29 protein-coding genes are annotated in these 26544 nt (G+C 59.2%); 21 read left to right on the top strand and 8 right to left on the bottom strand.

The window, feature by feature from the left end; genetic code table 11:
- The 15 genes from CK944_RS18300 to arsJ all read left to right on the top strand — a co-directional run.
- Nucleotides 1–198 (top strand): hypothetical protein (locus tag CK944_RS18300; protein ID WP_146038705.1); only part of this gene is annotated, 198 nt, incomplete at its 5' end.
- A 151-nt stretch (nt 199–349) separates the two neighbouring features.
- Nucleotides 350–1300: a phosphate/phosphite/phosphonate ABC transporter substrate-binding protein gene (phnD, locus tag CK944_RS18295; protein WP_103174517.1), complete on the top strand. Its 951-nt coding sequence runs from the start codon at nt 350–352 to the stop codon at nt 1298–1300.
- A 112-nt stretch (nt 1301–1412) separates the two neighbouring features.
- A complete protein-coding gene (phnC, locus tag CK944_RS18290; protein ID WP_103174516.1) occupies nt 1413–2249 on the top strand; it encodes a phosphonate ABC transporter ATP-binding protein in 837 nt (278 codons plus the stop codon).
- Complete coding sequence (gene phnE, locus CK944_RS18285; RefSeq protein ID WP_103174515.1) at nt 2246–3046, top strand: phosphonate ABC transporter, permease protein PhnE; 801 nt, start codon at nt 2246–2248, stop codon at nt 3044–3046. The genes phnC and phnE (CK944_RS18285) overlap by 4 nt, the downstream gene beginning before the upstream one ends.
- Nucleotides 3043–3846, top strand: a complete 804-nt coding sequence (phnE, locus tag CK944_RS18280; protein ID WP_103174514.1) for a phosphonate ABC transporter, permease protein PhnE — start codon at nt 3043–3045, stop codon at nt 3844–3846. Before phnE (CK944_RS18285) ends, phnE (CK944_RS18280) begins: the two co-directional genes overlap by 4 nt.
- Nucleotides 3847–4001: 155 nt before the next feature.
- Nucleotides 4002–4985 (top strand): PstS family phosphate ABC transporter substrate-binding protein, encoded by a 984-nt coding sequence (locus CK944_RS18275; protein WP_103174513.1) that lies wholly within the window; start codon nt 4002–4004, stop codon nt 4983–4985.
- Nucleotides 4986–5130: 145 nt separating this feature from the next.
- Nucleotides 5131–5982, top strand: a complete 852-nt coding sequence (gene pstC / locus CK944_RS18270; protein ID WP_103174512.1) for a phosphate ABC transporter permease subunit PstC — start codon at nt 5131–5133, stop codon at nt 5980–5982.
- Between the two features lie 14 nt (nt 5983–5996).
- A complete protein-coding gene (pstA, locus tag CK944_RS18265; protein ID WP_205049098.1) occupies nt 5997–6932 on the top strand; it encodes a phosphate ABC transporter permease PstA in 936 nt (311 codons plus the stop codon).
- 29 nt (nt 6933–6961) lie between these two features.
- Nucleotides 6962–7792, top strand: coding sequence for a phosphate ABC transporter ATP-binding protein PstB (gene pstB, locus CK944_RS18260; protein WP_103174518.1), 831 nt, complete (start codon nt 6962–6964; stop codon nt 7790–7792).
- Nucleotides 7793–7803: 11 nt separating this feature from the next.
- Nucleotides 7804–8475 (top strand): phosphate signaling complex protein PhoU, encoded by a 672-nt coding sequence (gene phoU / locus CK944_RS18255; protein WP_103174510.1) that lies wholly within the window; start codon nt 7804–7806, stop codon nt 8473–8475.
- A 15-nt stretch (nt 8476–8490) separates the two neighbouring features.
- Nucleotides 8491–9198, top strand: a complete 708-nt coding sequence (gene phoB / locus CK944_RS18250) for a phosphate regulon transcriptional regulator PhoB (protein ID WP_103174509.1) — start codon at nt 8491–8493, stop codon at nt 9196–9198.
- Between the two features lie 84 nt (nt 9199–9282).
- A complete protein-coding gene (locus CK944_RS18245) occupies nt 9283–10131 on the top strand; it encodes a helix-turn-helix domain-containing protein (RefSeq protein ID WP_239986144.1) in 849 nt (282 codons plus the stop codon).
- Between the two features lie 55 nt (nt 10132–10186).
- Nucleotides 10187–11014, top strand: a complete 828-nt coding sequence (locus CK944_RS18240; protein ID WP_103174507.1) for a metalloregulator ArsR/SmtB family transcription factor — start codon at nt 10187–10189, stop codon at nt 11012–11014.
- An 11-nt stretch (nt 11015–11025) separates the two neighbouring features.
- Nucleotides 11026–12036, top strand: a complete 1011-nt coding sequence (locus CK944_RS18235) for an ArsJ-associated glyceraldehyde-3-phosphate dehydrogenase (RefSeq protein ID WP_103174506.1) — start codon at nt 11026–11028, stop codon at nt 12034–12036.
- 90 nt (nt 12037–12126) lie between these two features.
- On the top strand, nt 12127–13365 hold the full coding sequence (gene arsJ, locus CK944_RS18230) for an organoarsenical effux MFS transporter ArsJ (RefSeq protein ID WP_103174505.1): 1239 nt from the start codon (nt 12127–12129) through the stop codon (nt 13363–13365).
- On the opposite strand, the gene CK944_RS18225 is transcribed toward arsJ, so the two are convergent.
- The 3 genes from CK944_RS18225 to CK944_RS18215 are packed head-to-tail and all read right to left on the bottom strand — an operon-like array spanning nt 13362 to nt 16246.
- Nucleotides 13362–14516: an MFS transporter gene (locus CK944_RS18225; protein WP_103174504.1), complete on the bottom strand. Its 1155-nt coding sequence runs from the start codon at nt 14514–14516 to the stop codon at nt 13362–13364. The two genes, arsJ and CK944_RS18225, sit on opposite strands and share 4 nt — an antisense overlap.
- Nucleotides 14513–15886 (bottom strand): FAD-dependent oxidoreductase, encoded by a 1374-nt coding sequence (locus CK944_RS18220; protein ID WP_103174503.1) that lies wholly within the window; start codon nt 15884–15886, stop codon nt 14513–14515. Before CK944_RS18220 ends, CK944_RS18225 begins: the two co-directional genes overlap by 4 nt.
- A 45-nt stretch (nt 15887–15931) precedes the next feature.
- Complete coding sequence (locus CK944_RS18215; protein ID WP_103174502.1) at nt 15932–16246, bottom strand: helix-turn-helix transcriptional regulator; 315 nt, start codon at nt 16244–16246, stop codon at nt 15932–15934.
- A gap of 184 nt (nt 16247–16430) precedes the next feature.
- Here CK944_RS18215 and CK944_RS18210 point away from each other — a divergent pair, with 184 nt between their 5' ends.
- Nucleotides 16431–16832 (top strand): OsmC family protein, encoded by a 402-nt coding sequence (locus CK944_RS18210; protein WP_103174501.1) that lies wholly within the window; start codon nt 16431–16433, stop codon nt 16830–16832.
- Between the two features lie 11 nt (nt 16833–16843).
- Here CK944_RS18210 and arsH read toward each other — a convergent pair whose 3' ends face one another.
- From arsH to CK944_RS18190, 4 genes are read right to left on the bottom strand one after another with little or no spacing between them, the layout of a single operon-like run.
- Entirely contained in the window at nt 16844–17560 is a 717-nt protein-coding gene (gene arsH, locus CK944_RS18205) for an arsenical resistance protein ArsH (protein ID WP_103174500.1), read from the bottom strand.
- Nucleotides 17553–17981 (bottom strand): arsenate reductase family protein, encoded by a 429-nt coding sequence (locus tag CK944_RS18200; protein WP_103174499.1) that lies wholly within the window; start codon nt 17979–17981, stop codon nt 17553–17555. The genes arsH and CK944_RS18200 overlap by 8 nt, the downstream gene beginning before the upstream one ends.
- On the bottom strand, nt 17978–18997 hold the full coding sequence (arsB, locus tag CK944_RS18195) for an ACR3 family arsenite efflux transporter (protein ID WP_103174498.1): 1020 nt from the start codon (nt 18995–18997) through the stop codon (nt 17978–17980). The genes CK944_RS18200 and arsB overlap by 4 nt, the downstream gene beginning before the upstream one ends.
- Nucleotides 18994–19332, bottom strand: a complete 339-nt coding sequence (locus CK944_RS18190) for a helix-turn-helix transcriptional regulator (protein WP_103174497.1) — start codon at nt 19330–19332, stop codon at nt 18994–18996. The genes arsB and CK944_RS18190 overlap by 4 nt, the downstream gene beginning before the upstream one ends.
- Before the next feature lie 123 nt (nt 19333–19455).
- Here CK944_RS18190 and CK944_RS18185 point away from each other — a divergent pair, with 123 nt between their 5' ends.
- The 5 genes from CK944_RS18185 (at nt 19456) to CK944_RS18165 (ending at nt 26093) form a co-directional block, all read left to right on the top strand.
- Nucleotides 19456–20307 carry a PhnD/SsuA/transferrin family substrate-binding protein gene (locus CK944_RS18185; RefSeq protein WP_103174496.1) on the top strand — a complete coding sequence of 284 codons (852 nt, stop codon included), beginning with the start codon at nt 19456–19458 and terminating at the stop codon, nt 20305–20307.
- 20 nt (nt 20308–20327) lie between these two features.
- Nucleotides 20328–21719, top strand: a complete 1392-nt coding sequence (locus CK944_RS18180) for a HAMP domain-containing sensor histidine kinase (RefSeq protein ID WP_239986142.1) — start codon at nt 20328–20330, stop codon at nt 21717–21719.
- A complete protein-coding gene (locus CK944_RS18175; RefSeq protein WP_239986141.1) occupies nt 21716–22939 on the top strand; it encodes a sigma-54 dependent transcriptional regulator in 1224 nt (407 codons plus the stop codon). The genes CK944_RS18180 and CK944_RS18175 overlap by 4 nt, the downstream gene beginning before the upstream one ends.
- A gap of 280 nt (nt 22940–23219) precedes the next feature.
- Nucleotides 23220–23615 (top strand): arsenate reductase (azurin) small subunit, encoded by a 396-nt coding sequence (locus CK944_RS18170; RefSeq protein WP_239986140.1) that lies wholly within the window; start codon nt 23220–23222, stop codon nt 23613–23615.
- A gap of 12 nt (nt 23616–23627) precedes the next feature.
- Complete coding sequence (locus CK944_RS18165) at nt 23628–26093, top strand: arsenate reductase (azurin) large subunit (protein WP_103174492.1); 2466 nt, start codon at nt 23628–23630, stop codon at nt 26091–26093.
- A 185-nt stretch (nt 26094–26278) separates the two neighbouring features.
- Here the strand turns inward: CK944_RS18165 and CK944_RS23775 are convergent.
- The coding region (locus tag CK944_RS23775) for a hypothetical protein (protein ID WP_205049097.1) at nt 26279–26544 on the bottom strand (266 nt) is incomplete at its 5' end.

Raw genomic sequence — 26544 nt, 5'->3', positions numbered from 1 at the left:
CGGCTGGCCCGCGCGACCATGGGGAACATCAGGCAGAACGTGACGCTAGCGCTCGGGTTGAAAGCGGTCTTTCTCGTGACCTCGGTCCTGGGCATCACCGGCCTCTGGATCGCCATCCTGGCCGATACCGGGGCCACGGTCTTGGTCACGCTCAACGCCCTGCGCCTGCTGGCCTTAGATCCGACGAAAGAAACCTGAGATGTTGGGACAGAAAGGATGGATCGCTGCCGGCGTCATGATCCTGCATTCTTAATTTCATGTTTTCATGAATTCGTCAGATTTCGGTCGTTTGATTGTTACCCTGACTCAGTAGCCCGACCTTGAGCATCAACAAGTTTCGGAGACTGTCATGTCACTGCGTCACCTGCTTCTCGCCACCGCGATCACCATCACTGCGAGTCAAGCATTTGCTGAGTTTTCCTTGGATGCCCGCTATACAGATGCCGATGGTGACATGGTTGCCGACGTTCCGACGGAACCGGCTGATCTCGTCGACCCCGAAACACTGATTTTTGCCTACACTCCAGTCGAAGATCCGGCAGTCTACGTCGATGTCTGGAAAGATTTTCTGACTTATCTGGAAGATGTAACCGGCAAGTCCGTCCAGTTCTTCCCCGTGGATTCGAACGCCGCCCAGATCGAGGCAATGCGCGCCGGCCGATTGCATGTCGCGGGCTTCAATACAGGCTCAAATCCCCTAGCTGTCGCCTGTGCCGGCTTTCGTCCCTTTGCCATGATGGCTGCCAAGGATGGCAGTTACGGCTACGAGATGGAAATCATCACGCATCCTGGCTCTGGCATCAATAAAATCGAGGATATCAAGGGCCGCACGCTGGCCTTCTCATCCGAAACCTCCAATTCTGGTTACAAGGCTCCCTCAGCGTTGCTGAAAGCCAATTACACCATGGAAGCAGGTAAGGACTACACCCCGGCATTCTCGGGCAAGCATGACAACACAGTGCTCGGCGTTGCCAACGAAGATTATGACGCTGGTGCCGTGGCCAACTCAGTAATGGTCCGGATGATTGACCGGGGTGCTGTCGAGGCCGACAAGCTGGTCAGTATTTACAAGTCAGACACATTCCCAACCACCGGCTATGGGGTTGCTCATAACCTGACACCTGAACTGCAGGAGAAGATCAAGGAGGCTTTCTTTTCGTTTGACTGGGAAGGCTCCTCGCTGGCGGAAGAATTCAGCAAATCAGGCGAAGAGCAGTTCATCCCGATTTCCTTTAAGGACAACTGGAATGTCGTGCGCGAGATCGATGCAGCTATGGGTGTCAGCTACGCCTGCCAATAAATCGCAATCTTGCCCAGGCGGTCGGAAGGCCGCCTGATCCGGCACGCGACGTTGTCGCTATCTGCCGAATGACCACAAGGCGGGCCTAATGCCCGGAAGGCAAGGAAGCCCGATGCTTGAACTCCACAACTTGACCAAGGTCTATCGCAATAGCGAGAAGGCCCTGGATAACGTGACATTATCCATACCCCAGGGTCAGATGGTTGGCTTGATCGGCCCCTCTGGAGCAGGGAAGTCGACGCTGATCCGCTGCGTGAACCGTCTGGTAGAGCCAACATCTGGCGAGGTTCGCCTATCGGGTCGTGCATTGACTGGCCTGAAATCGCGCGAGTTGCGAATAGCACGTCGCCGTATCGGAATGATCTTTCAGGAATATGCGCTGATCGAGCGCCTGAGCGTCATGGAGAACGTATTATCCGGTCGTCTTGGATATGTCAGCTTCTGGACCAGCTTCACCCGTCGATTTGGCCCTGAGGACATTCGCCGGGCCTTTGGCCTCTTGGATCGGGTGGGCCTTCTGTCCCATGCGGACAAGCGGGCGGATGCCCTGTCTGGCGGTCAGCGGCAGCGCGTCGGCATCGCCCGCGCTCTGGCGCAAGAGCCGGAGCTGCTGCTGGTCGATGAACCAACTGCCAGCCTCGATCCCAAAACCAGTCGGCAGATCATGCGGCTTCTCAGCGAGATCTGCGCAGAACGGGGACTGCCGGCTGTTGTAAACATCCATGACGTACCACTCGCCCGGCAGTTTATGCAGCGGATCATCGGCCTTCGAGCTGGCCGCATTGTTTTTGACGGCCCTCCCTCAGCCTTAACTGAGGATGAGCTGACGCTCATTTATGGCCTGGAGGACTGGGCCGCGATGCGTAGGGACGTCGAAGAAGACGAACGTGCCAGCGAGGAAGCGCGCCGCGATCGGGCGGGTTCACACATCGCGGAAGCTGTCGCATGAGCAGTTATCCTGCAAGGTGGCGCCGCCCTCCACAGATCTTCACTCATGCTGGATGGCGGCAAGCGCTTGGAGTGGGAACGGGGATCTATCTTGTTCTGGCGCTGTCTTCACTTGATCCGAATTGGGCGCGTATCGCCGCTGGTTGGGAACGCGGCCTGCATTTTGCACAAGGGTTTCTAGCACCCGATTTTATCAGCCGCTGGCGCGACATCTCTAACGGACTTGTCGAAAGCCTGACCATGACGTTCACCTCTACTGTTGTTGGCATCGCCATTTCCGTGCCTATTGGTATTGGCGCGGCCCGCAACATCGCTCCTGGTTGGCTTTACGCCGTCTGCCGGTCGATTATTGCGACAAGCCGCGCCCTCCAGGAAATCATCGTGGCAATCTTCTTCGTCGCAATGTTCGGCTTTGGCCCGCTCGCGGGTTTTCTGACCCTGAGCTTTGCTACCATTGGCTTCATCTCAAAACTTTTGGCGGAAGCGATCGAGGATATTGATGAAGCACAGGCCGAAGCGATCCGGGCTACTGGCGCAGGCTGGTGGCAGGTGGTCAACTACGCCATCCAACCGCAGGTGATGCCAAGGCTGATCGGGCTGTCGCTTTATCGGCTGGACATCAATTTTCGTGAAAGCGCGGTGATCGGCATCGTGGGGGCAGGGGGCATCGGCGCGACGCTGAACACTGCTATTGACCGTTATGAATATGACAGCGCGGGAGCGATTTTGTTGATCATCATCCTGCTGGTGATGCTGGCCGAATACAGTTCCAGCTACCTAAGAAAGTTCCTGCAATGACTGATATCGCTGCAAGCTGGCAGCGGCGCAGTTCCAAGGCTCGCCTTGCTCTGTGGTCGGGCTGGCTGATGATGATTGCGCTTTTTTTCTGGTGCTGGGAGGTGATGACCAAGGGCACCATCTGGGCCTATGCTTGGGATGCGCCGCGACAGGCTGCCGATATCGGCAGTCGGATGTGGCCGCCACGTTGGTCCTACCTGCCGGAGCTGTTGGGACCCCTTTGGGATACGATCAACATGGCGACCCTTGGCACGCTCCTCGGCGTGATCCTGGCCGTCCCGGTCGCATTTATGGCGGCCCGTAATACCACACCGTCTGCTTTGGTCCTGCGCCCGGCAGCATTGTTCTTGATCGTGGCAAGTCGCTCCATCAATTCGTTGATCTGGGCGCTCTTGCTGGTTGCAATTATGGGGCCGGGTCTTCTGGCCGGAGTCGTCGCTATCGGCCTTCGGTCCATCGGTTTCATCGGCAAGTTGCTTTATGAAGCGATCGAAGAATGTGACAGCAAGACGGTTGAGGCAATAGCAGCGACAGGCGCCGGACGATGGCAGCTTCTGGACTATGCCATTGTGCCGCAGGTGCTGCCGTCCTTTTGGGGCATCAGCATCTTCCGCTGGGACATCAATATCCGGGAAAGCGCGATCCTGGGGCTAGTCGGTGCTGGTGGCCTGGGGCTCAAACTTCAATCGTCCCTCAGCACTCTGGCCTGGCCTCAAGTTACAATGATCCTGCTCGTGATCTTGGCAACTGTGGTCGTGTCCGAATGGCTTTCGGCAAAGGTCCGTAAGGCTATCATCTGATCTCGTGCTCCAGCCTGGCAAACTTGGAGCACTTTCTTTGAGATCTATTTTAGTATTTCATGAAATTGTTACATAACTGTGGTGAAGCTGTTGCAACGCGCCCTTAGCCAAGCTTGGAACTTTGGTTCCTGTCGCCCTCATGAGGATTGAACGCCATGCGCAACACCATAACCCTTTCCCTCACTACTGCAGTTTCTCTGCTTGCCTTCCAGGCTGCGGCTCAGGAGGCAACCGTGACCGTTGACGGATCTTCGACCGTCTTTCCGGTTTCGGAAGCCATGGCTGAAGAGTTCCAAAATGCGACCGGCACACGCGTGACTGTCGGTTCGTCGGGTACGGGGGGAGGCTTCAAGAAGTTCTGCCGCGGCGAAACAGATATCACCGGTGCATCGCGGCCGATCCGTGACGAGGAAATCGAACTCTGCAAGGCGAGCGGGATCGAATACATCGAACTGCCGGTTGCGATGGATGGACTGGCTGTCATCGTAAACCCAGCCAACGACTGGGCCACCTGCATGTCAGTCGAAGAGCTGAAGACCATGTGGGAGGTGGCAGCTCAGGACAAGGTGAAGAACTGGAACCAGGTCAACCAGAATTTTCCTGATGCGCCTTTGAGCCTCTTCGGTGCGGGCACCGACTCGGGCACCTATGATTACTTCACGCTCGCCATCAACGGCGTCGAGCATGAATCCCGTGGGGACTACACTGCCACCGAAGATGACAATATCACCATCAACGGCGTGGCCGGTGACGAAAATGCCCTCGGCTTCCTGGGCCTAGCGTACCTGGAAGAAAACCGTGACAAGGTGAAGCCGGTTGGCATCACTCAGGCGAATGGTTCCTGCGTCGAGCCGACAGTCGAAACCGCTGGTGACGGATCCTATCAGCCCCTGTCGCGCCCGCTCTTCATGTACGTCAGCAAAGCCGCATTGGATCGTCCGGAAGTGCAGGCTTATGCCGATTTCATGATGGACCCTGCAAATGGCACCGCTCTGGTTGCCGAAGTCGGGTATGTGCCGCTGCCTGAGCACGCTTTCGAACTGGGCAAGGCCAAGGTTGCCGCGCGCAAGACCGGCACGTTCTTTGAAGGCGGCTCCAAGATTGGCGTGTCGATCGAAGAGCTGCTTGCTTCTGAATAACCCCTGACGAAAAGGGCGGCCCGTTGCGGTGCCGCCCTTTGTTCGATCCAGCCTGGAGCCGCCTGTGCCACAAAACGGTATACCTTCCGCTAACGAGCTCGTAAGTTCGGGCTTCGTCAGAAGGCGTCAATTGTTCGGGCGTTCCATGGCCGCGCTCATGTTTCTAAGCGCGGCCCTCTCAGTGTTTGTCACCACGGCGATCGTCGTGATCCTGGTCACCGAAAGTTGGGTATTCTTTCGCCAGGTTCCATTGATCGAGTTCTTGACAGGCACGGTCTGGACCCCGGTCTTCACCGATGCACGGTTCGGCATTCTTCCACTGCTGATGGCTACTCTGCAGGTTGCGGTGTTCGCGCTGTTCATCGCTATTCCGCTCGGCACGGTCATGGCGGTGTATCTGTCCGAGTATGCCTCGGTCCGGGTCCGGGAAACCGTCAAGCCTGCGCTCGAACTTCTGGCGGCGGTCCCCACCGTGGTTTTTGGTTATTTTGCGCTGCTGGTTCTGACACCGCTGCTGCAAAAGGTCATTCCGGGCCTCGCAGGCATTAACCTGCTTTCACCTTCCATCATCATCGGCATCATGATCCTTCCTTATGTCGTGTCAGTCTCGGAAGATGCAATGCGCGCTGTTCCGAACGGATTGCGGGAGGGGGCTTATGCGCTCGGCATGGCCCGTTGGCAGGTCGCGCTGAGGGTGGTCATCCCCGGAGCATTTTCGGGCATCACCGCCGCCTATATTCTCGGCATGTCCCGCGCAGTCGGGGAAACGATGATCCTGGCCATCGCCGGTGGACAGAACCCCAATCTGACCTTTGATCCACGCGAAGGCGCCGCAACGATCACAGCCTACATTGTTCAGATGAGCCTTGGCGACCTTCCGCATGGCTCGCTGGCCTATGCCACCATCTTCTCCACAGGGCTCGTGCTTTTTCTAATCACCCTCTGCTTCAACGTCGCAGGTTTCTACCTTCGCAACCGCTTCCGTGAGGCCTACTGATGTCCGTGTCATCAATGGAAACACCTTCCGCAGGTTCGACGTCGCAGGCGGCGATGCAGGCTGTGGCTTCGGCCAAGCGCAAGGACCTCTTCGTTGCCGGACTAGGCCTGTTTGTCATGGTGATTTCCATGGGCCTGCTTCTCGCCCTGATCGGCGATCTGATGATCCGAGGGATTTCCCGCATCGACTATGACTTTCTGACGTCTTTTCCCTCGCGCCGTGCGGCAAATGCCGGGATCTTGTCGGCATGGGTTGGATCATTGCTGGTCATGCTCGTGACGGCCTGCCTGGCCATTCCGATTGGCGTCATGGCTGGGGTCTATCTCGAAGAATATGCGCCAAAGAACTGGCTTTCAAACATCATCGAGATCAATGTCGCCAATCTGGCAGGTGTTCCGTCGATCATCTACGGCCTTCTGGCGCTTGGCCTTTTTGTCTACGGGCTGGAACTCGGCAAGACGATCCTTGTGGCCGGCATGACGCTGGCGCTGCTGATTCTTCCTGTTGTCATCGTCGCCACTCGTGAGGCCGTGCGCTCGATCCCCCGGATCGTGAAGGAAGGTGCCTATGGGCTCGGCGCAGACAAATGGCAGGTTATGTGGAACTATATCATTCCCGCCGCGCGACCTGGCATCCTGACCGGCGCAATCGTCGGGCTTTCACGTGCTATCGGTGAGACGGCACCGATCATCACCATTGGTGCACTGACCTTTATCGCCTTCTTGCCTGAAGCTCCGGTGTCTTCCGAGTTTCCGTTCATCAACTTCAATTGGCTTCAGGAAGGCTTCACGGTCTTGCCGATCCAAATGTTCAACTGGATTTCACGACCGCAGGCCGCATTCCATGTGAACGCTGCCGCCACGGGTGTTGTCCTCATGGCCTTGACGCTGACCCTCAGCGGCACCGCGATCTGGATCCGCTATCGCCTGCGCCGCAACATCCGCAACTGAGCCGGAGTCGCCTTATGCTGGAGACCCTCATGAACATCGAAAAGAACCCTACTGAGGTTGCCTCTGCCCCTCCGATCCCGGCTGCGGCAGAGCAGGTTCCGCTTCGGGCAAAGGTTGAGAATCTGAATTTCTACTATGCCGATGGCACGCAGGCCCTGAAAGGCGTGAATATGCCGATCCTGGACCGGCAGATCACCGCGATGATCGGTCCTTCAGGCTGCGGTAAGTCGACGCTTCTGCGGTGCTTCAACCGAATGCACGATCTCTATCCCGGAAACAGATATGAGGGCCGGATTTCCCTGATGCCGGAAAACCAGAACCTCGTCGGGCCTGAGGCCGATCCCGTCCTCGTTCGCTTGCGCATCGGCATGGTGTTCCAGAAGCCCAACCCTTTCCCGAAATCCATTTATGAGAATGTTGCAGCGGGGCTGCGGGTGAGGGGGGTCAAGAACAAGGCTATGATCGACGAAGCGGTCGAAGCTGCGTTGCGGCGCGCCGCGATTTGGGACGAAGTGAAAGATCGTCTTCATCGCTCGGCCTATGACATGTCCGGCGGTCAGCAGCAGCGCCTTTGCATCGCGCGGGCGCTGGCACCAAACCCTGAGATCCTTTTGCTCGATGAGCCGACATCGGCCCTCGATCCGATCGCAACCGCCAAGATCGAGGATCTGGTGCAGGAACTGGGTCGTGAGACGACCATTGTGATCGTCACGCACAACATGCAGCAGGCTGCGCGCATCTCGGCACGAACCGCGTTCATGTATCTTGGCGAACTGATCGAATTTGGGGCGACCGATCAGATCTTCAGCACTCCGTCGCACCCACGGACAGAACAGTACATCACCGGACGTTACGGCTGATCGAGGAATGCATGGAACACACACTGAAATCCTTCGATCAAGCCCTGGATGGGCTACTGGCTGCAACAGTGCGCATGGCTGAAAAGGTGCACATGATGGTGTCTGATGCAGGGCGAGCCATCCTTTCGGGAGACAGCGAGCTCGCTCGGCAGGTGGTCGAACATGATCTTGCCGTCGACCGTGACTTCGAAGCCATCCGCGCACAATGCCTTGCCATCCTGGCCCGTTTTCATCCGGTGGCACGTGATCTGCGCCAGGTCATGGCGATGGAGCATAGTTCAGGCGATCTGGAGCGCGCGGCCGATCATGCGAAAGGGATGGCCAAGCGTGTCATTGCGGGGCTTGGCGCGGATATCTCAGACGAAGCCAGGGGACAGTTTTCGCGCCTGCATAAGGCTGTCGTCGGTGCGATCGAAGATGCCACCGACGCCCTCGTGAGGAGAGATCCGGAACTTGCCCAAAAAGTGGTTCGTGATGACCGCCAGATTGATGCGATCCATGACGATCTTTTCCATCTGGTTGTTGCCGCAGCCAAGCGCCCGTCGGCGGGGGTCTCGGCTGACGTGCATCTGTTATTCGCAGCCAAGAGCCTGGAGCGCATTGGCGATCATGCCACCAACGTCGCGGAGGAGGCGATGTTCATGAGCGAAGGAGCTGCACCGTCGGCCACGCGCAAGGAATGACAGGGGGAGGGGGAGATGACCCAGTCCGGATCGAATACACCGCTTCAACCTAAGGTTTTGGTGGTTGAAGACGAGGACGCGCAGCGCGAGGTGCTTTGCTATAATCTTGCGTCCGAAGGATTTGCGGTCGTGACGGCCGAAGACGGCGAAAAGGCGCTTGAACTTGTCGAGGACGAAGGCCCCGATCTGATCCTCCTTGATTGGATGATACCCAAGATATCCGGGTTGGAGGTCTGTCGCCGCCTCAAGATGCAGGCGAAAACGAGGCCCATTCCGATCATCATGCTTTCTGCCCGTGCAGAAGAGGTGGACAGAGTTCGCGGCCTCGAAACCGGCGCGGACGACTATATGGTCAAGCCCTACTCGATTGTCGAACTCATGGCCCGAGTGCGCAGCCAGTTTCGCCGGTCTCGGCCAGTGCTGGTTGGCTCAGTGATTGAATTTGGCAACATTACTTTGGATCCAGAAGCTTACAGAGTTTATGTCGAGGGAAAGGCAGTCCATCTCGGTCCTACGGAGTTCCGTTTGCTGGCGACGTTCATGGAACGTCCGGGACGAGTGTTTTCCCGTGAGCAGCTTCTGGATCGTGTCTGGGGTCGAGAAGTTCTCATTGATACGAGAACGGTAGACGTGCATGTGGGCAGGCTGCGCAGGGCTATCCTACAAACCAGGGGCGACTATCCGTTAAGAACGGTCAGGGGAGCCGGATATGCCCTGGGATAGAGTTGAGCTGTCACAAAATCTTGGTCTGACCTTGCCATAACCCTTTGTCTTGGCCATGCAGAAGCAATGGCGTGCCGAGGATCTATGGCTAAGGATGATGCGATGCCGGATATGATGGTCAAGATGCTTGCCACACTGGGGCATGCTGAACGACTCAATGTATTCCGGCTTCTCGTCCGGAGATATCCGCAAGCGGTTGCGGCCGGCGAGTTGGCCGAGATACTCGGCTACAAGCGCTCGACTCTTTCTGTTTATCTGGCGGTGTTGCGCCGCGCCGGTTTGATCCATCAGGATCGAGCAGGAAACTCTTTGCTCTACAGTGCTGACCTGGACGGGGCCGGGCAATTGCTGAGCTACCTCTTCGACGATTGCTGCCGCAGCCGCTTCCCCTCGGCTCAGCCGGCTGAAGCCCAGCTTCGGGAACGTCGGTTGGGTCGGAAATTTAATGTCCTTTTCATCTGCAGTGGTAATTCGGTTCGTTCCATCTTTGCAGAAGCGATCTTACGGACAGAGGGTAAAGATCGCTTCAATGTCTACTCGGCTGGAACGCGGCCTTACTCAGAAATAAACCCGATCACGTTGAAGATTCTTGAGGAGCACGGCCATCCTACCGGAATTTTGCGCTCCAAGAATATTGCTGAATTTCAGGGTATGAACGCTCCAATCATGGATTTTGTCTTCACAGTTTGCGACCAGGCGGCAGACGAAGAATGTCCGGCTTGGCCCGGCCAACCGCTTACTGCGCATTGGGGCTATCCCGATCCGGCAAAGGTCGAGGGTTCTGATGCCGCACGCCGTGCCGCTTTTGAAGATGCGTATCATTCCCTGACAAGACGGATCCGGCCTTTTGCGCAGCTCGGCTTGGAGGCTCTCGACAGGAGCGCCATCCAACGGGAAGTGGACAGGCTGGGCAGACTGCCTTTGTCAGCATGATCCTGTCATGAAAACTTCACTGGAGCAGCTCTGATAATTCCGTTATTTAGGAATTATGGAAATTACCTCTGCATCCAGAATCTTCTCCGCCCTTGGGCATGATGGACGCCTCTTGGTATTCCGTCTGTTGATGCGGCATGCCCCCCATGGGGTCCGGCCAACCGATATCGCCGAAAGCCTGGGGCTGAAGCAAAACACCCTGTCCCATTATCTTTCGGATCTCGAAGCGGCAGGACTTGTCCGTTCTGAACGGCAAGGCCGGTCGATCCGTTACGCCGCATCCTTGAAGGCGGCAACCTCGCTCATCGGCTACCTCTTCACAGACTGCGGTCGAGGCCGGCCGGAGCTTTTTTCATCGATTTCTGCAGCACCGGAGAGGGTCATGCCGCAAAAGGCTTACAACGTCTTGTTCATCTGCTCGGGAAACTCAGCGCGCTCGATCTTTGCCGAAGCCTTGATGCGTGATTTGGGTGAGGGCTCTTTCAACGCCTATTCGGCAGGAACCCGGCCGAATACTCAGCTGAACCCCTTCGCTCTGGAGGTGCTTGCACGCAACGGTCATGCCGTAGACGCCCTTCGGGCCAAGCATCTTTCCGAGTTTCAAACGCAGGATGCGCCAGTCATGGATTTCGTCTTCACTGTCTGTGACAAGGCAGCGGCCGAGGAATGCCCTCCCTGGCCGGGGCAGCCGATTTCAGGTCATTGGGGTCTGCCGGACCCGGTCAAGGCGACCGGTACCGATGCTGAAAAGGGGCTGGTCTTTGCCCAGACTTATGCCGCGCTACGTCGCCGCATCGAGGCTTTCGCGTCCCTGCCCATTAAGAGCCTGGATAGAATTTCCCTGCAACAGCGTGTGGACCAGATCGGTCTGGATGACGCTTGAGGACATTGACGATGACAAGAATTGCAATCAACGGTCTGGGCCGGATGGGCAAACTGGCCCTGCGCGATCTTATCGACCGCGGCATTGACGCGGAGATCGTGCTGATCAACGACGTCCTGGGCGATCCTGAGCAGCACGCGCTGCTTATGGAGTTCGACAGCGTCCATGGCCGCTGGGCGGGTGTGACAGGCTACGATTCCGAAAGCCTGACCCTGGAAAATCAGCGTATGCGACTGACCAATGTCAAACGGATCGAGGACCTCCCCTTGGCGGAGCTTGGCATCGAGCTGGTTATTGACGCGACCGGCGTCTTCAAGACGGCGGCTAGGATTGAACCTTATTATGCGGCTGGCGTGAAGAAGGTCGTCGTCTCGGCTCCCGTCAAGGATGAGGGCGCGCTGAACCTCGTCTATGGTGTCAACCATCATCTCTACAACCCGTCGCAGCACCGGCTGGTGACGGCCGCCAGTTGCACCACCAACTGCCTTGCCCCAGTGGTCAAGGTGATCCACGAAAACATCGGGATCCGGCATGGCTCCATCACCACGATCCATGACGTGACTAACACCCAGACCATCGTGGACCGGCCAGCCAAGGACATGCGCCGCGCCCGTTCTGCCCTGATGAACCTGATCCCGACCACCACCGGGTCGGCGACGGCCATCACGCTGATCTATCCGGAATTGAAGGGGCGGCTGAACGGCCATGCCGTAAGGGTTCCGCTGCTGAATGCCTCCATTACGGATTGTGTGTTCGAAGTCGAACGGGAAACGACGGTCGAGGAGGTCAACAACCTCTTCAAGGCTGCCTCTGAGGGGGCTCTGCAAGGCATTCTCGGCTATGAGGCGCGGCCTCTGGTTTCAACGGATTATGTCAATGATCCCCGCTCGGCGATCATCGATGCCGGATCGACCATGGTCGTCAACGGGACTCAGGTGAAAGTGTATGCCTGGTATGACAACGAGTGGGGATATGCCTGCCGGCTGGCCGATATTGCTCGGCTGGTGGCACGAAGCCTCTGATCCCATCATCAACACTCTCCGGGGAAGCGGCCTCGGAACGCGCGGGGGGCAAGAGGTTCCTGCGCATGTTTCATTGACGAACGAGGCAGTATGACCGCCGTTAACCCCCTGCGCGCCTATGTGGCCGTCACTGCCGCCTACTGGGCCTTCATGCTCTCGGACGGCGCATTGCGGATGCTTGTGCTGTTGCACTTCAATGGGCTGGGCTTCAGTCCGATCCAATTGGCCTGGCTGTTTCTGCTTTATGAGGTGGCGGGGATCGTGACCAACCTTGCGGCCGGCTGGATCGCCGCGCGCTTTGGATTGGCCTTTACGCTTTACGCCGGCCTTGGCTTGCAGATCGCCGCGCTGATAGCACTTGCTCAGCTTGATCCTGCGTGGAGTGTGGGCGCTTCGGTCATCTTCGTGATGGCGGTGCAGGGCGCCAGCGGCGTCGCCAAGGATCTGGCCAAGATGTCGTCAAAATCGGCTGTGAAGCTGCTGGCGCCTCAAAGCGAAGGAACCCTGTTTCGGTGGGTGGCCCTGTTGACCGGCTCGAAGAATGCGGTCAAGGGTGCGGGCTTCTTTCTGGGTGCGGCATTGCTGGCGCTTGCAGGGTTTGAGGCGGCTGTCTGGGGCATGGCGGGCGTGCTGGCCGCGATCCTGCTTGCTGTGGCGCTCTTCCTGCCGCCGGGCCTGCCGACCGGCAAGAAGGGCACCAGGTTTTCGGCCATCTGGTCGACCGATGATCGGATCAATCGCCTCAGTCTTGCCCGGATGTTCCTGTTCGGCGCGCGCGATGTGTGGTTCGTCGTCGGAGTCCCGGTCTATTTTCAGATGGTGTTGTCGGATGGCACAGCGGACGGACGCCGGGCGGCATTCTTTTTGATCGGCGGCTTCATGGCGCTGTGGATCATCGCCTATGGCGCGGTTCAGGCCGCCGCCCCCCAGCTTCTGGATGCCAAGGGCAAACCCGAATCCGAAATCATCGGCAAAGCCGTTGCCTGGGCCGGCTGGCTGACCCCGATCCCCTTCCTGCTGGCAGCAGCGGCCCTGATCGCCGGAACACCCGCGCTGTGGCTTACGCTGACTCTCGTCGCCGGGCTCCTGTTCTTCGGCTTCGTCTTTGCGGTCAACTCGGCCGTCCATTCCTACCTGATCCTTGCCTTTTCGAAAAAGGAGCGGGTCACGATGGACGTGGGCTTTTACTACATGGCCAATGCCGCGGGGCGCCTTTTGGGCACGCTACTGTCCGGGGTCAGCTATCAGATCGGTGGGCTGCCTTTGTGCCTCGCCACGGCGGGCGTCATGGCAGCCGCAAGCTGGCTTTCCATCGGCCGCTTGCGTTAGGTGGGCTGGCTACGAAGGATCAACAACGCCACACAGGCAAAGCCGCTGATACCCGCGGTCAGCCACAGCGCCCCGGTGCCCCACAGGTCAAGGGCCACGCCAAAGATGAGAGGAGCCCCCGCCTGAACAAGACGCGCCGGAGCCGACAACAGGCCCTGCCGCAGGCCGTATCCATCAGGTCCGAAGAGCGCCAGCGGCAGCGTGCCCTTGGCGATGGTCAAGACGCCGTTGCCTGCACCGTGGCTAAGCGCAAAGGCATAGGCTGCGGGGCCCCCAAAGGCCGCCAGAGCCACGGCTCCAGCGGGATGTGCCAAGGCTGCAATTCGTGCTGAAACAAGGGGATGGAACCGCTTTAATAAGCCAAACTCCAAAAGACGGGCACCGACCTGTGCGGGCCCGATGAGAGCCCCAGCGGCAATCGCCATGGCGGTTGTGGCGCCTGCCGCCTCCAACAGCCGGGGCAGATGGGCAGCCATCGCCGTCGAGGTGAACCAGGTTGCAGTAAAGACAAACGCCAAAAGATACATCGACAGACGAGGCACGGTTGTTTCTGATGGCTGGCTGGCCGTTTCAGCCTGCCGCGCGCCCTGATGCCGGGGCAGGCACAGGTTCAGCGGCAGCGCCAGAGCCAGATGCAATCCCGCCCAAACGAGGCAGGCCACTCTCCAGCCGCCCCAGGACTCGATCAACCCCGAGAGGGGCCAGCCTATGGTGCTGGCAAAGCCCGCGATCAGGGTGATTCCGGTTATCGGTGATCGTGCGGCCTTGCCATACATTCCGGCCAAGGTGGCAAAGGCTGCGTCATAAAGGCCGGTACCCATCCCCAGTCCGATCATGGCCCAAGCCATCAGCATCGTTGTCGGCCCTTGTGCACCTGCCAAAGCCAGAAGGCCCGCCGCGAACACCAGGTTGGTCATCGGCAAGACCCTGCGCCCACCCTGCCGGTCGATGACGGTGCCGCCCCAAGGTCCGATCAGAGCCGATATCACCATGGCCAGCGTAAAGCCTGCGAACACCCATGCGGGTGACAGGCCCAGATCCCGCGCCATCGGCACGGCAAGCACTGCGGGCAGATAGTAGCTTGAGGCCCAGGCGATGGTCTGGGCCGTTCCCAATGCAGCTACCACCGGACCCGTCCGGGGGACGGTCATCCACAGCACCTGACTGTTTCAGGTGGAGCGGGACTGTTGCAGCCGCAGCCTGGCCCGCCCGCATTTTTCGCGGCTTCGTCCTGGGCACAACAGGCATCGGTGCGCGCGATTGGCGCTCCGCCGCAGCAGCTTGCCTGCGCCGTGACCGGCGGGCCGTTGCAAATACCGGTTTCCGGCAGCACCAGCTCCACCCGCGCCGCTGCCGCTTGATCTCCGGCGATCTGCGCCACGATGGAACGGACCTGCTCATATCCTGTCGCCATCAGGAAGGTCGGAGCCCGACCATAGGATTTCATGCCTGCGATGTAAAAACCGGGCTCCGGATGGGCAAGCTCGGCCGCGCCATGAGGACGGACCGTGCCGCAGGAATGCAGGTTCGGGTCGATCAGCGGGGCGAGAGCAGGGGGACACTCCAGCCCTGCATCAAGCGACACGCGCACCTCGCGCAGAAAGGAGAGATCCGGGCGGAAGCCGGTGGCGACGACCAACTGATCCGCCAGCACCTGCCGGCCATCCTCGGCGCGCAGGATAGGAGGCGTGCCATCAATCTCGGCCAGGTGAAAGCCCGACTGCACCTTTACGCGTTCGTCACCGATTATCCTGGTCAGCACCATGCCAAGGGTGCCACGTTCGGCCAGTTGATCTGCCGCACCGCCCCCCAGGGCGCGGCGCGGGCTGTTCTTGCGCAGCAGCCAAATCGGAGTCGTGTCCGGCAGGTTGGCCAATTCGATCAGCGTTCCCACAGCGGAATGCCCCCCGCCCAACACGGCCACGCGTTTCCCCAAATAGCGGGCGCGCTCTGCCCCCGACACATCGGGCATTCCATAGCGCAGTGCCGGATGTCCAAGCTCACCGGTGGCGGGAAGTCCGCCGGAGCCGGCAGGGTTGGGGCTGAACCAGGTTCCGGTCGCGTCGATGACGGCATCGGCGATGAAGCGCCGCTCGCCATCCGGGCTTTGCACCAAGATAAGAAAGGGGGTAGCTGCACGGTCTTGATCGACCACCTTGTCCAAACCGAGGCGTGACAGACTTATAACGCGATGATTGCAATGGACGCGGCCTTCCAGACCGGGAAGACGCGAAAGGGGCACGAGATATCGATCGACGATTTCGGCGCCGGCCGGGAAGCCATCTTCGTCCGGCAACTGCCAGCCATGTGCCTGCAACAGCCGTCGTGCTGCAGCGTCGACGTTGAGTCCCCAATGCGAGAACAACTGCACATGGCCCCATTGCTTCATGGCATGGCCAACCTCGGGACCCTGCTCGAGGACAAGCGGAACCATGCCGCGTTCGATAACATGCGCCGCAGCTGCCAGGCCCACCGGACCTGCTCCCAGTATGGCGACGGTCTTATACTGCGTCTTTGACATCTTTATGTCTACCCTTCTAAAAACATCGAAACGTTTCGCCTGATGTTACGCCGCGTCTTCAGTTGTGGTGCAGGTCGCATCGGCGCAGCATTCGGCCACAAGAAAGCCGATCAGTCCATTCATTTCGGCATAGTTGGCGCGGCAGATCAGCGTCTTGCCCACGCGCTCCTGCTCGATCAGCTGCACGATCATCAAGGACTTGATGTGATGCGACAGGGTCGATGACGGAACACTGAGCCTTTCCTGGATCTGCCCCACCGCCAGCCCAGCCTCTCCTGCACGCACCAGCAGGCGAAAGACTGCGAGACGGGTTGGATTACCCAAGGCTTCAAGACGTGAGGAGGCGGAAATCAGGTCCATGAAAGAAGATTACCTTTTTGCATTCTGCCTGTAAACTATATTTTTAAAAATATAGAAACGTCATGATGGCTGATTGCGGTCGACGCTTGTGCCTTGATGAAGATCAAGGCTGCAGATCACGACGTGCGGCTATCTTCCGGCAGTCAGCACATAGGCAAGACGCAAACAGAAAAGGACGCTTCTGGTGCTCGAATACAAGATCATTGCCCGTCGTCTCGATGAGCACGGTAGCCGGGCTACCGCCAAGGCCGCCCATGTTCTGCTGGATACCGGTCTGGCAGGCCGCCAAGATGCCATGAACCCGGTCGAGCTGCTTCTCTCAGCCCTCGCGGCCTGTATGCTGAAGGGCATCGAGCGGGTCGCGCCAATGCTAAAGTTCCAGTTTAGTGGCGCCGAAGTGAAGCTTGAGGCGGTGCGGCAGGATGCACCGCCAAAGCTCGTCCTGATCCGCTATGAAATCGTGGTGGATACAGCCGAGCCAGAACCTCGGCTGGATCTTCTGCATCGAAACATTCTGAAATACGGCACGATTTCGAACACGCTCATGGCAGCGGTGCCGTTGGAAGGATGCCTGCGCCGCGGCTGAAATGGGACTGGTCAGGTTGCCGCTGACAGGTTCACCCGCTTCATCAGAGCCTCGGCGCTTTCCTTGCGCTCGGAATAGCGGTCGACGAGGTAATGCGCCCGGCCGCGGGTCAGCAGGGTAAACTTCATCAGCTCCTCCATGACATCGACGATCCGGTCGTAGAGGGGGGAAGGGCGCATTCGCCCCGCTTCGTCGAACTCCTGAAAGGCCTTCGGGATCGAAGATTGGTTCGGAATGGTCAGCAGGCGCATCCATCGACCCAGAATGCGCATCTGGTTGACCGCGTTGAAGCTCTGCGATCCCCCGGACACCTGCATGACCGCCAGCGTCTTGCCCTGGGTCGGACGAACTGCCCCTTCCGAAAGCGGGATCCAATCGATCTGCGTCTTCATCAATCCGGTCATCGCGCCATGGCGTTCAGGACTGGACCAGACCATGCCTTCGCACCACGCCACCAGATCGCGCAGTTCTCGAACCTTCGGATGGCTGGCATCCGTTCCGTCATCGACCAGGGGCAGGCCCGAGGGATTGAAGAAACGAACCTCGGCGCCGAGCCTTGTCAGAATGCAGCCTGCTTCCTCGGCCGACAGCCGCGAGAAGCTGCGCGGGCGCAAGGAGCCATAGAGGATCAGGATGCGCGGTGCGGGACCCGGAGCAGCGCCCAAGAGGCCAAGGTCGGGTTCCGGAAGCAGGTCGGCCTCGATGTTTGGCGTGTCGCAATCAGACAAGGCGGTTTCCTTCTGCGTCGATGATCATCTGTCCGTCTTCCTTGGCAAGCGGTCCGGGCGGCACGTGTTCCAACAGATCCAGCACTGCCTCAGACGGGCGGCAGAGGCGCACACCCCTGGGCGTACAGACAAAGGGGCGGTTCACCAGGATGGGATGTGCGACCATTGCCGCCAGAAGCTGGCTGTCTGGCACGGCGGACTTGGTCAGCCCCATCAACTCTGCCGGGCTTCGGTCCACCCTCAGCGCCAGCCGGGGCGTGAGGTTCGCGGCTGCAAACAGGCCAAGAAGGTGCGCGCGGCTCCAGCCTTCGGTCTGATAGTCGACCACGGTGGGCGAGTATCCCGCGGCACGAACGATTGTCAGGACATTGCGCGAGGTGCCGCAGTCAGGGTTGTGGTATATGACGATGGGAAAAATCATGCCGGAAACTGGTCACGGGTGCGATTTGCGATGGCGACGAGCGACAGCATGACGGGCACCTCGACCAGAACGCCGACAACAGTGGCGAGCGCCGCGCCGGAGTTCAGACCGAAAAGGCCGATTGCCACCGCAACGGCCAGTTCGAAGAAGTTTGAGGTCCCGATCAGGGCGCAGGGCGCCGCGACCCTGTGCGGCAGTTTCCAAGCCCAGGCCCAGGCATAGCCAAGCGCGAAGATCCCGTAAGATTGCAGGATAATCGGCACGGCCAGCAAGGCAATCAGCAGCGGCTGGGACAGGATCACCTGCCCCTGGAAGCCGAACAGCAGCACCACTGTCAGCAGAAGTCCAAGGATGGAGACAGGCTTGATGCGGGTCATGAAGTCTTCGACCGCAGCGACCCCGCCATGGGCGATCAAGGCGCGCCTTGTCAGCCAGCCTGCAATCAAGGGGATCACGATATACAGCACCACTGACAGGATCAGCGTCGTCCACGGCACGGAAATCTCGGTCACGCCAAGCAGAAAGGCGACAATAGGGGCAAAGGCCACAACCATGATCAGGTCGTTCACGGAAACCTGCACCAACGTGTAGTTCGGATCTCCCTTGGTCAATTGCGACCAGACAAAGACCATCGCCGTGCAGGGCGCCGCGCCCAAAAGGATCAACCCGGCGATATATTCCGGTGCTTTCGCCGGGTCGATCAAACCGGCGAAGAGGTGGTTGAAGAACAAGACCGCCAGAGCCGCCATGGTGAACGGTTTGATCAGCCAGTTGATTGCCAGGGTAATGATTAGCCCCTTGGGCCGCTGCCCGACAGACTTCAGCGATCCAAAATCGATCGCGATCATCATCGGATAGACCATGGCCCAGATCAGCACTGCGACCACGAGATTGACCGAGGCATATTCCAGCCCTGCCAGCGCGGCAAAGGCACCGGGCGCCAAATTGCCCAGCACCAGACCGGCCAGAATGCAAAGGGCAACCCAAAGGGTCAGCCAGCGTTCGAAAAGGCTCATGATTTTTCCTTCAGATCCGGAAGGCAGCATTGCGCTTTGTCTGCCGGGACAAGCGAGGCGATGAAGCGCGTCAGGCTGTCAAGGGCTTGGGGGTTCATCGCATAGCAGATGCGTGGCCCGGAAATTTCGCCGGTGATGATTCCGGCAGCCTTCAAGATGCGCAGATGTTCCGACACAGTAGACTGCGCCAGTCCCACCGCCTCGACGATCTCTCCGCCAATGCAGCCCGGCGTTGCCAGCAAGAGCCGCAGAATACGGATACGGGCAGGATGGCCAAGCGCTTTGGCCAGTTCAGCAAGGCGCAGGTCCTCGGACCTGCAATCGGACCGGTGCATGATCACCCTGTTAATCGTTATTCGACGATTGCCGATTTATGCTTTTCGGAGGACCACGTCAATGTTCCGATCTGTTGCAAGCCTGAAGAAGGTGCGCCTATCGTTACTGCAGAGGGGACGTGCATGGGAAAGTATGGCAGACGCGGATTTATCGGGCTGACCGGCGTGTTCCTTGCCGCCCCTTTGGTGCTGCGGGCCGCAGCACCGATCCGGCTGGGTCTGACACCGGTGTTTCTGGACAATGACGCCGAGGTCATCTCGCAGTTAAAGGCAGCTCTTGGGGCAGGCACCGGCCATCCCATCGATCTGATTCAGCGTCGCACCTACCAGGAAGTGACCGGTCTTCTGCTCGAAGGCAGTGTCGATGCAGCATGGCTCTGCGGCTTTCCCTATTTGCAACATCAGGACACGCTTTCGCTGCTGGGCGTTCCTGTCTGGCGTGGTGCGCCTGTTTATCGATCCTACCTGATCACCGGGACCGATGATCCAGCGAAAGGTCTTGGCGATCTGCGTGGCGATAGTCACGCTTTCGCTGATCCTGACAGCAATTCAGGTTGGCTGGTGACGGCTTCGGACCTGATGCGGTTAAGCGAACGCCCCGAGACGTTTTTCAGCCGGACGCTATTTACCTACGGACACCGAAATGTTGTGCGGTCGGTGGCCGGCGGGCTGACACGGTCCGGCAGTGTGGACGGTTATGTCTGGGAAGCGCTCGACAAGGTCGAGCCGGAGCTGACCAGGCGCACCAAGGTCATCACCCGGTCGGAACCGCTGGGTTTTCCGCCTTTCGTCACCCGAAGCAGGTCCCTGATGCGTGACGAGGTCGGCAGGCTCCGATCAACCCTGCTGACGCTTGGCGAAAGCAGGGCAGGTTTGGCAGTCCTGGACCTGTTGCAACTCGACGGGATCATCCAGGCCGAGACCGCGCTTTACGACGGGATCCGCGCGCGGATGAACCTCCTGCAGGACCTTTGATGGCGTGGTCGGGTCTGCCCTTGACCATACGCGTGCCGTTGATCGCGGCCGGACTGATGGTCTTGGTTGGTGTTGTCGCCTCTCACCAGGTGATGTCGGTGCTTGGGGGGGTGCAGGAGGATCGCCTTCGGGAACTGGCACGGCTGCATGTCGATGCGCTGACCGTGGCGCTTGGCCCTGCAGTGCTGCGCCGGGATGTGTGGGAGGTTTACGACACCTTGGACCGTGCCACACAGGCCTTGGCAGGCCGGCGGATGGTCCTGACGGTGGTGGCAGATGAGGAGGGGCGGGTCATCGCCGCATCCGACCCCTTCCGTGCGCCGGTCGACAGTGCGCTTGATCCGTTTCTCGCAGATGTCCAGACGCTGGAAGGCCTGAGCCTTGCCGGTGATGATGATCATATTCGGTTGCAGGCCGATCTGCGCTACCAAGGACGCAAGGCAGGGCAAATCCTTCTGGAACTGAACGTCGCCGATCTCGTGGCTGAACGACGGCGCATGTTGCTTTTATTGCTGCTGGGCAATGCCCTTGCCACTGCGGCATTGGCAACGAGCGGATATGTCGTGGTGCGGCGGATGTTGCGCCCCGTGTCTGCCTTGTCGGCACATATCTCGTCCTCGGGAAACACGCCGCAGGCAATCCCTGAAGAGAGATTTCCGAAAGGCGACCAAGAACTGACCCGGCTTTTTCAAAACTATAATACAATGAGCAATGCCGCTTTGGCCCGCGCCGAGGCGGAGCGGCGGCTTGCCGAGCGAGAGCGGTTTGTCAGCCTGGGGCGCCTGTCATCCTCGCTCGCTCATGAAATCAACAATCCACTGGGCGGGTTGCTCAATGCGACTGATACCCTTCGCACTTATGCCGACCGACCTGATGTCGTGCGTGATGCGGCCGCGCTGCTTGATCGAGGGTTGCGGCATCTGCGCGACGTGACCCGCGCGACCCTGGATCACAACCGCCAGGACAGGCAAGGTCTGCCTCTGACACCCGAGGATTTCGATGACCTGCGCGTGTTGTTCGAGCCGGAAACCCTGCGGCAGGGGCAAGGGCTGTCCTGGGAGACGGATCTGCCACCGTCCATCCTGCTGGCCTGGCCGGCAGCTCCCATACGGCAAGTCGTCCTGAACCTTCTCCTGAACGCTGCAACTGCCGCGGGCGCGGGCGGAAAGGTGTCCCTGACCATCGCGCTCAAGGGCAACATGCTGGAGCTGGTTGTCAGTGACAGCGGGCCAGGCCTGGACCAGGCAGCGCAAGCACGGCTGCTGAGCGATGATCCTGTGCAGCCCGGCGGAGGCGTAGGGCTGCGCTTGGTGCGCGAACTTGTTCGTGGTCAGGACGGATCAGTGGCTTATGCACGCGTGCGGGAACAAACCGAAATACGGGTGCTTTTGCCAGCAAAAGGACAGATATGATGCTGAAAGGCCGCCGTATCGCCCTGATCGAGGACGATGAGATCATGGGCGCTTCGATTGAACAGCGCTTGCGATTGGAGGGGGCTGAGGTTGTCTGGTTGAAGCTAATGCAGCGGGCGATCGGCGCCTTGCGCACGCCTCGTGCTCCGATCGATGCAGTAATCTGCGACATCCGGCTGCCTGATGGAACCGGGGAGGAGCTTTTCACCACCCTCTGCCGCACCATGACCCCCCCGCCGTTCCTGTTCATCACCGGACAAGGCAGCATCGACCAGGCAGTGCGTCTGTTGCAGGCCGGGGGTGTCGATTACATCCTAAAGCCTTTCGACATGAGCGGCTTTCTGGAGCGGTTGACTCATCTGCTGCGCCCAAAAACAGCCGTGTCGACGCGGCCGCTTCTGGGCGTCTCTCCGGCAGCGCGCAGAGTGGAGGAACTGGTGGCTCTGGCCGCCATCACATGCGACCCCGTCATGGTGCGGGGTGCGCGCGGGACGGGCAAAGCGCTTGTTGCACGTCGGATCCATGATCTTTCCGATCGCTGCGCGGCACCTTTTGCGTCTGTCAGTCTGGCCCGCAGCGACAATATGATTTGCGATCTGGATTGCGCTGTCCGTCAGGTGGGTGAAGGCACCTTGTTTGTGAATGGACTTGAGCGCCTGACAGTCCCCGGGCAGGACTGGATGATGTCCTGGCTGGATAGCGGACCCCTGGCCCAGATCATTGCCGCTTGTGGCAACGGCATGGCAGTGGAAACGGCAGAAGGACGCTTCAGGGCCGATCTCTTCTCTCGGCTCGACAAGTTCGACATTCCGATCCCGCCGCTGGCGGAAAGACCCGAGGATGCAGTATGGCTGCTCCATCACCTGTTTGCCCAGATGAACGCACGACGGAATGTCCCGCTCAGTGGGATCTCGGCCTTGGCAGAGCAAACCGTGCGCAGTCATGGCTGGCCGGGAAACGGCCGTGAGCTACGGGCACGGTTGGTGCAAGCGATGTCGACGGCGGCCTCTGACATGCTTTTTCCGTCCGATCTCTTTCCCGAGCGCCGGGCAGCGCCCGATGAGATGCTTCCCACATTGTCCGAGGCGCGCGACAGTGCCGAACGGGCTCATATTCTTCTGGCACTCGAGCGCACGGGGGGGCACCTCGGTGAGGCTGCCCGTCTCTTGAAAGTGTCGCGAACGACGCTGTGGGAAAAAATGCAGAAGCTGGGGCTGTAGGCGCCTTCCAGATGTTCGGAATTCCAAACATTCTGAATATGCCAATAAAGTCAGTGCATTGCTGTGCTATAGAAGGTCCTAGATAACGTAGCGCCCTTTGGTGCGGATTGCCTAGACTGGTGGCAATTCTATGCCAGGGAGGAGCCCAGCCATGAAATGCAATCGACTTGTCGAAGTCGGTCGACGTCAGTTTCTGCGCGGCGGTGTCTTGAGCGCTGCCGGAGCGGCAGCAGCCACCGTTCTGCCAGCAGCCCCCGCACAGGCTGATCCGGGACTTGCGATGCTGTCCTATCCTTCGGCCAGGCTGGCCAACATCGCGGACCTGGTGGTGAACGAACCACTGGACATCGGCTATCCCGATGAAGACAGCCCCGGTGTCCTGATCAAGTTGGGTGCCGCAGTGGAGGGCGGCGCCGGACCCGATGGCGATATCGTCGCCTATTCAGTGCTCTGCCCGCACAAGGGCTATTACATGTCTTACCATGCTGCCGACAAGACGCTGAACTGTCCGGGGCATTTCAGCAGGTTCGACTGCGAAAAGGGCGGCCAGCAGATCTGGGGCCATGCGACGCAGAACCTGCCTCAGTTCGCGCTTCGCGTGGATGAGAAGGGCGACATCTATGCCGAGGGCGCTGACGAGCTGATCTATGGCCGTCTGTCCAACGTGCTGGCTTGAGGGGGGCTAGAGATGGCTTACAAGCGCAACATCGATCGTCTGCCGATCATTCCCGCAGACGCCAAGATCCACAACGTCACCTGCCACTATTGCATCGTCGGCTGCGGTTACAAAGCCTATACCTGGCCTCTGAAGAAACAGGGAGGCACGGGCCCGGACGATAACATCTTCGGCGTTGATCTGACCGTCCAGCAGGGCGCGGATACCGAAGCGTGGTATGCACCGTCGATGTATAATGTCGTCAAGCAGGATGGGCGGGATGTCCATCTGGTCATCAAACCCGATGTCGAGTGCGTTGTGAACTCCGGCCTTGGCTCGGTCCGGGGTGCGAGGATGGCAGAGAACCGCCGCTCGGATGTGACCGGCACGCAGCAGCAGCGCCTGACGGAACCGTTGGTCTGGCGCTATGGAACCTGGCAGCCGACCAGTTGGGATGATGCTCTGGACCTCGTCGCCCGTGTCACTGCCCGTGTCATCGACAAGGATAATGAAGACGATCTTTATGTCTCGATGTTCGATCATGGCGGAAGCGCCGGCGGCTACGAAAACACATGGGGCACTGGGAAGCTTTATTTCGGCAGCATGAAGGTCAAACACTGCCGCATCCATAACCGCCCAGCCTATAACTCCGAGGTTCACTCGTCGCGCGACATGGGGGTCGACGAACTGAACTACACCTATGAGGATTACCAGAATACCGACACGATCCTGCTGGTTGGAACCAATCCGGTAGAATGTCAGACCAATCTGTTCCTGAACCATATGGTCAAGGGCATGCAGAACGGTGCGAAGGTGATCGTCGTCGATCCGCGCCGGACCGTCACCGTAGATGCGTGCGAGCAGGTTGCTGGCCCCGAAAACGTGATGCATCTGGCAATCAGTTCCGGTTCTGATCTGGCGCTGTTCAACACTCTCTTCACCCATATCGCCGATCAGGGATGGGTGGACACCGACTTCATTGCCGGTTCGACCTTTCAAGGCGATATTGCCGTCGCCGAAGATGCTGCCCACCCGGCGGCTCTGGGATCCTTCGAAGCGGCACGAGCGGCCTGCAAGATGTCCCTTCAGGACGGCGCGGCCGCAACCGGTCTGACCGAAGAGCAACTGATCCAGGCCGCCGAATGGATTGCCAAGCCCCACGAGGATGGCAGCCGCCGCAAATGCGTGACCGGCTATGAAAAGGGTATCATCTGGGGTAACGACAACTATCGGGTCATCGGCGCGCTTTTGAACATCGGCCTCGCTACTGGCAACGTGGGGCGCGAAGGTGGCGGGGTCTGCCGGCTCGGGGGGCACCAGGAAGGTTACTTCCGTCCCTCGGATGCCCATGTCGGCCGTCCCGCTCCCTATATCGATCAGCTGATCATCGCGGGCGGCGGCAAGGTCCATCACATCTGGGCCAACGATCACTACAAGACCACGCTGAACGCTGCTGAATTCAAGCGCGTCTACAACCGCCGCTCAAACATGGTGAAAGAAGCCATGGATGCCCGTGCCGGGGCGACGCGTGAAGAACTGGTCGATGCCATTGTGGGAGCGATCAACGCTGGCGGTATTTTCAGCGTCTGCGTCGATATCATTCACAGCCAGATTGGTCAGGCAGCGCATGTGATCCTACCTGCGGTCGAGTCGGGCGAAATGAACCTGACGTCGATGAACGGCGAGCGCCGCTTGCGCCTCGTGGAGAAATACATGGATGCGCCCGGATCGTCGCAGCCCGACTGCATTATCGCAGCTCGCCTTGCCAACCATCTGGAGCGGGTGCTGCGGGAGGATGGACGGGCGGACTATGCGGACCAGTTCATGGGTTTCGACTGGAAAACCGAAGAAGACGCCTTCATGGATGGCTACCACTCGGCTCATCCCGAGGTGACCTATGAGCGGCTGCGTGACGCAGGCAACAACGGCGTGCAGGAACCGGTCAAAGGTTTCGAGAATGGCCAGCTTGTCGGCACCCTGCGCCTTTACGAAGACGGAGTGTTCACCCGTCACGGCCGCGAGGATGGCAAAGCACTTTTCTGCATGGGTGCATGGCGCGGACTTCAAGCGCCTGGCAAGGAACAACAGAAAGCCGGCTTCCGGTTCTTGATCAACAACGGCCGGGCCAACCTGAATTGGCAGAATTGGTTCTTGGATCAAAAGAATGAATTCGTCATGGACCGCTTCCCGGTGCCGTTCATTCAGATCCATCCCGACGATATGGGCGATCTCGGGCTGAAGCCTGGCGACATGGTCGAGGTCTACAATAATGTCGGCGCCACTCAGGCGCTTGTCTATCCCGAGCCGACCGCGCGGCGGAACGAGACCTTCATGATCTTCGGCGCTCCAAACGGCACGCAGGGCAATGTGATCAATGCCGGGACAAACGAACTCATGCTGCCAAACTACAAGCAGACCTGGGCCAATATCCGGAAAATTTCAGATGCCACTCCGGCAGCCGCAAGAGTGTCCTACAAGTCTTGGGAAGTCGAACTGTAATAGTAGGTTGTGGGCGTCTCGATTAGTGGGGCGCCCACACTGCTACGGTTGCGCGAACATAACGCGAAGCGCGTATAACATAGAAGAAGTTGATTATTGATTCAAGTATAAACTAATTCTATTTTAAGGGTGTTGTCTTTCGTGCCAGGAAGTCGCGCTCCATCGGCATAACTCTGTAAGACTGATCACCGTGCTTCTTTTAAGCATTCGCGCTCACTCAGTCCGGTCAGGCTGATCTGACTCTGCTGGAAGTGTAGGTTGAGCGGGCCCGTCGGCTGCTCCTTGTTGCAACCAAGTTGAAATGTCCTTGGCTGCGCAAAGTAGGAATGTCTCACCGAAGGTGGGCAAGCATGGCCGGGCAGGGCGGAGACCTCGAGCATCGGAGCCCTGATCGGCCATGCGGTCAGAGCCGAAGCTTTCGACGTTCCTTTGGCGAGTAGAAGGCGCGCAC

The organism is Paracoccus sp. SY (assembly GCF_002901215.1).
Classification (GTDB): Bacteria; Pseudomonadota; Alphaproteobacteria; order Rhodobacterales; family Rhodobacteraceae; genus Paracoccus; species Paracoccus acridae.
Note: the sequence above shows the minus strand (reverse complement) of the source record. Positions and strands in the feature narration are given on the sequence as shown.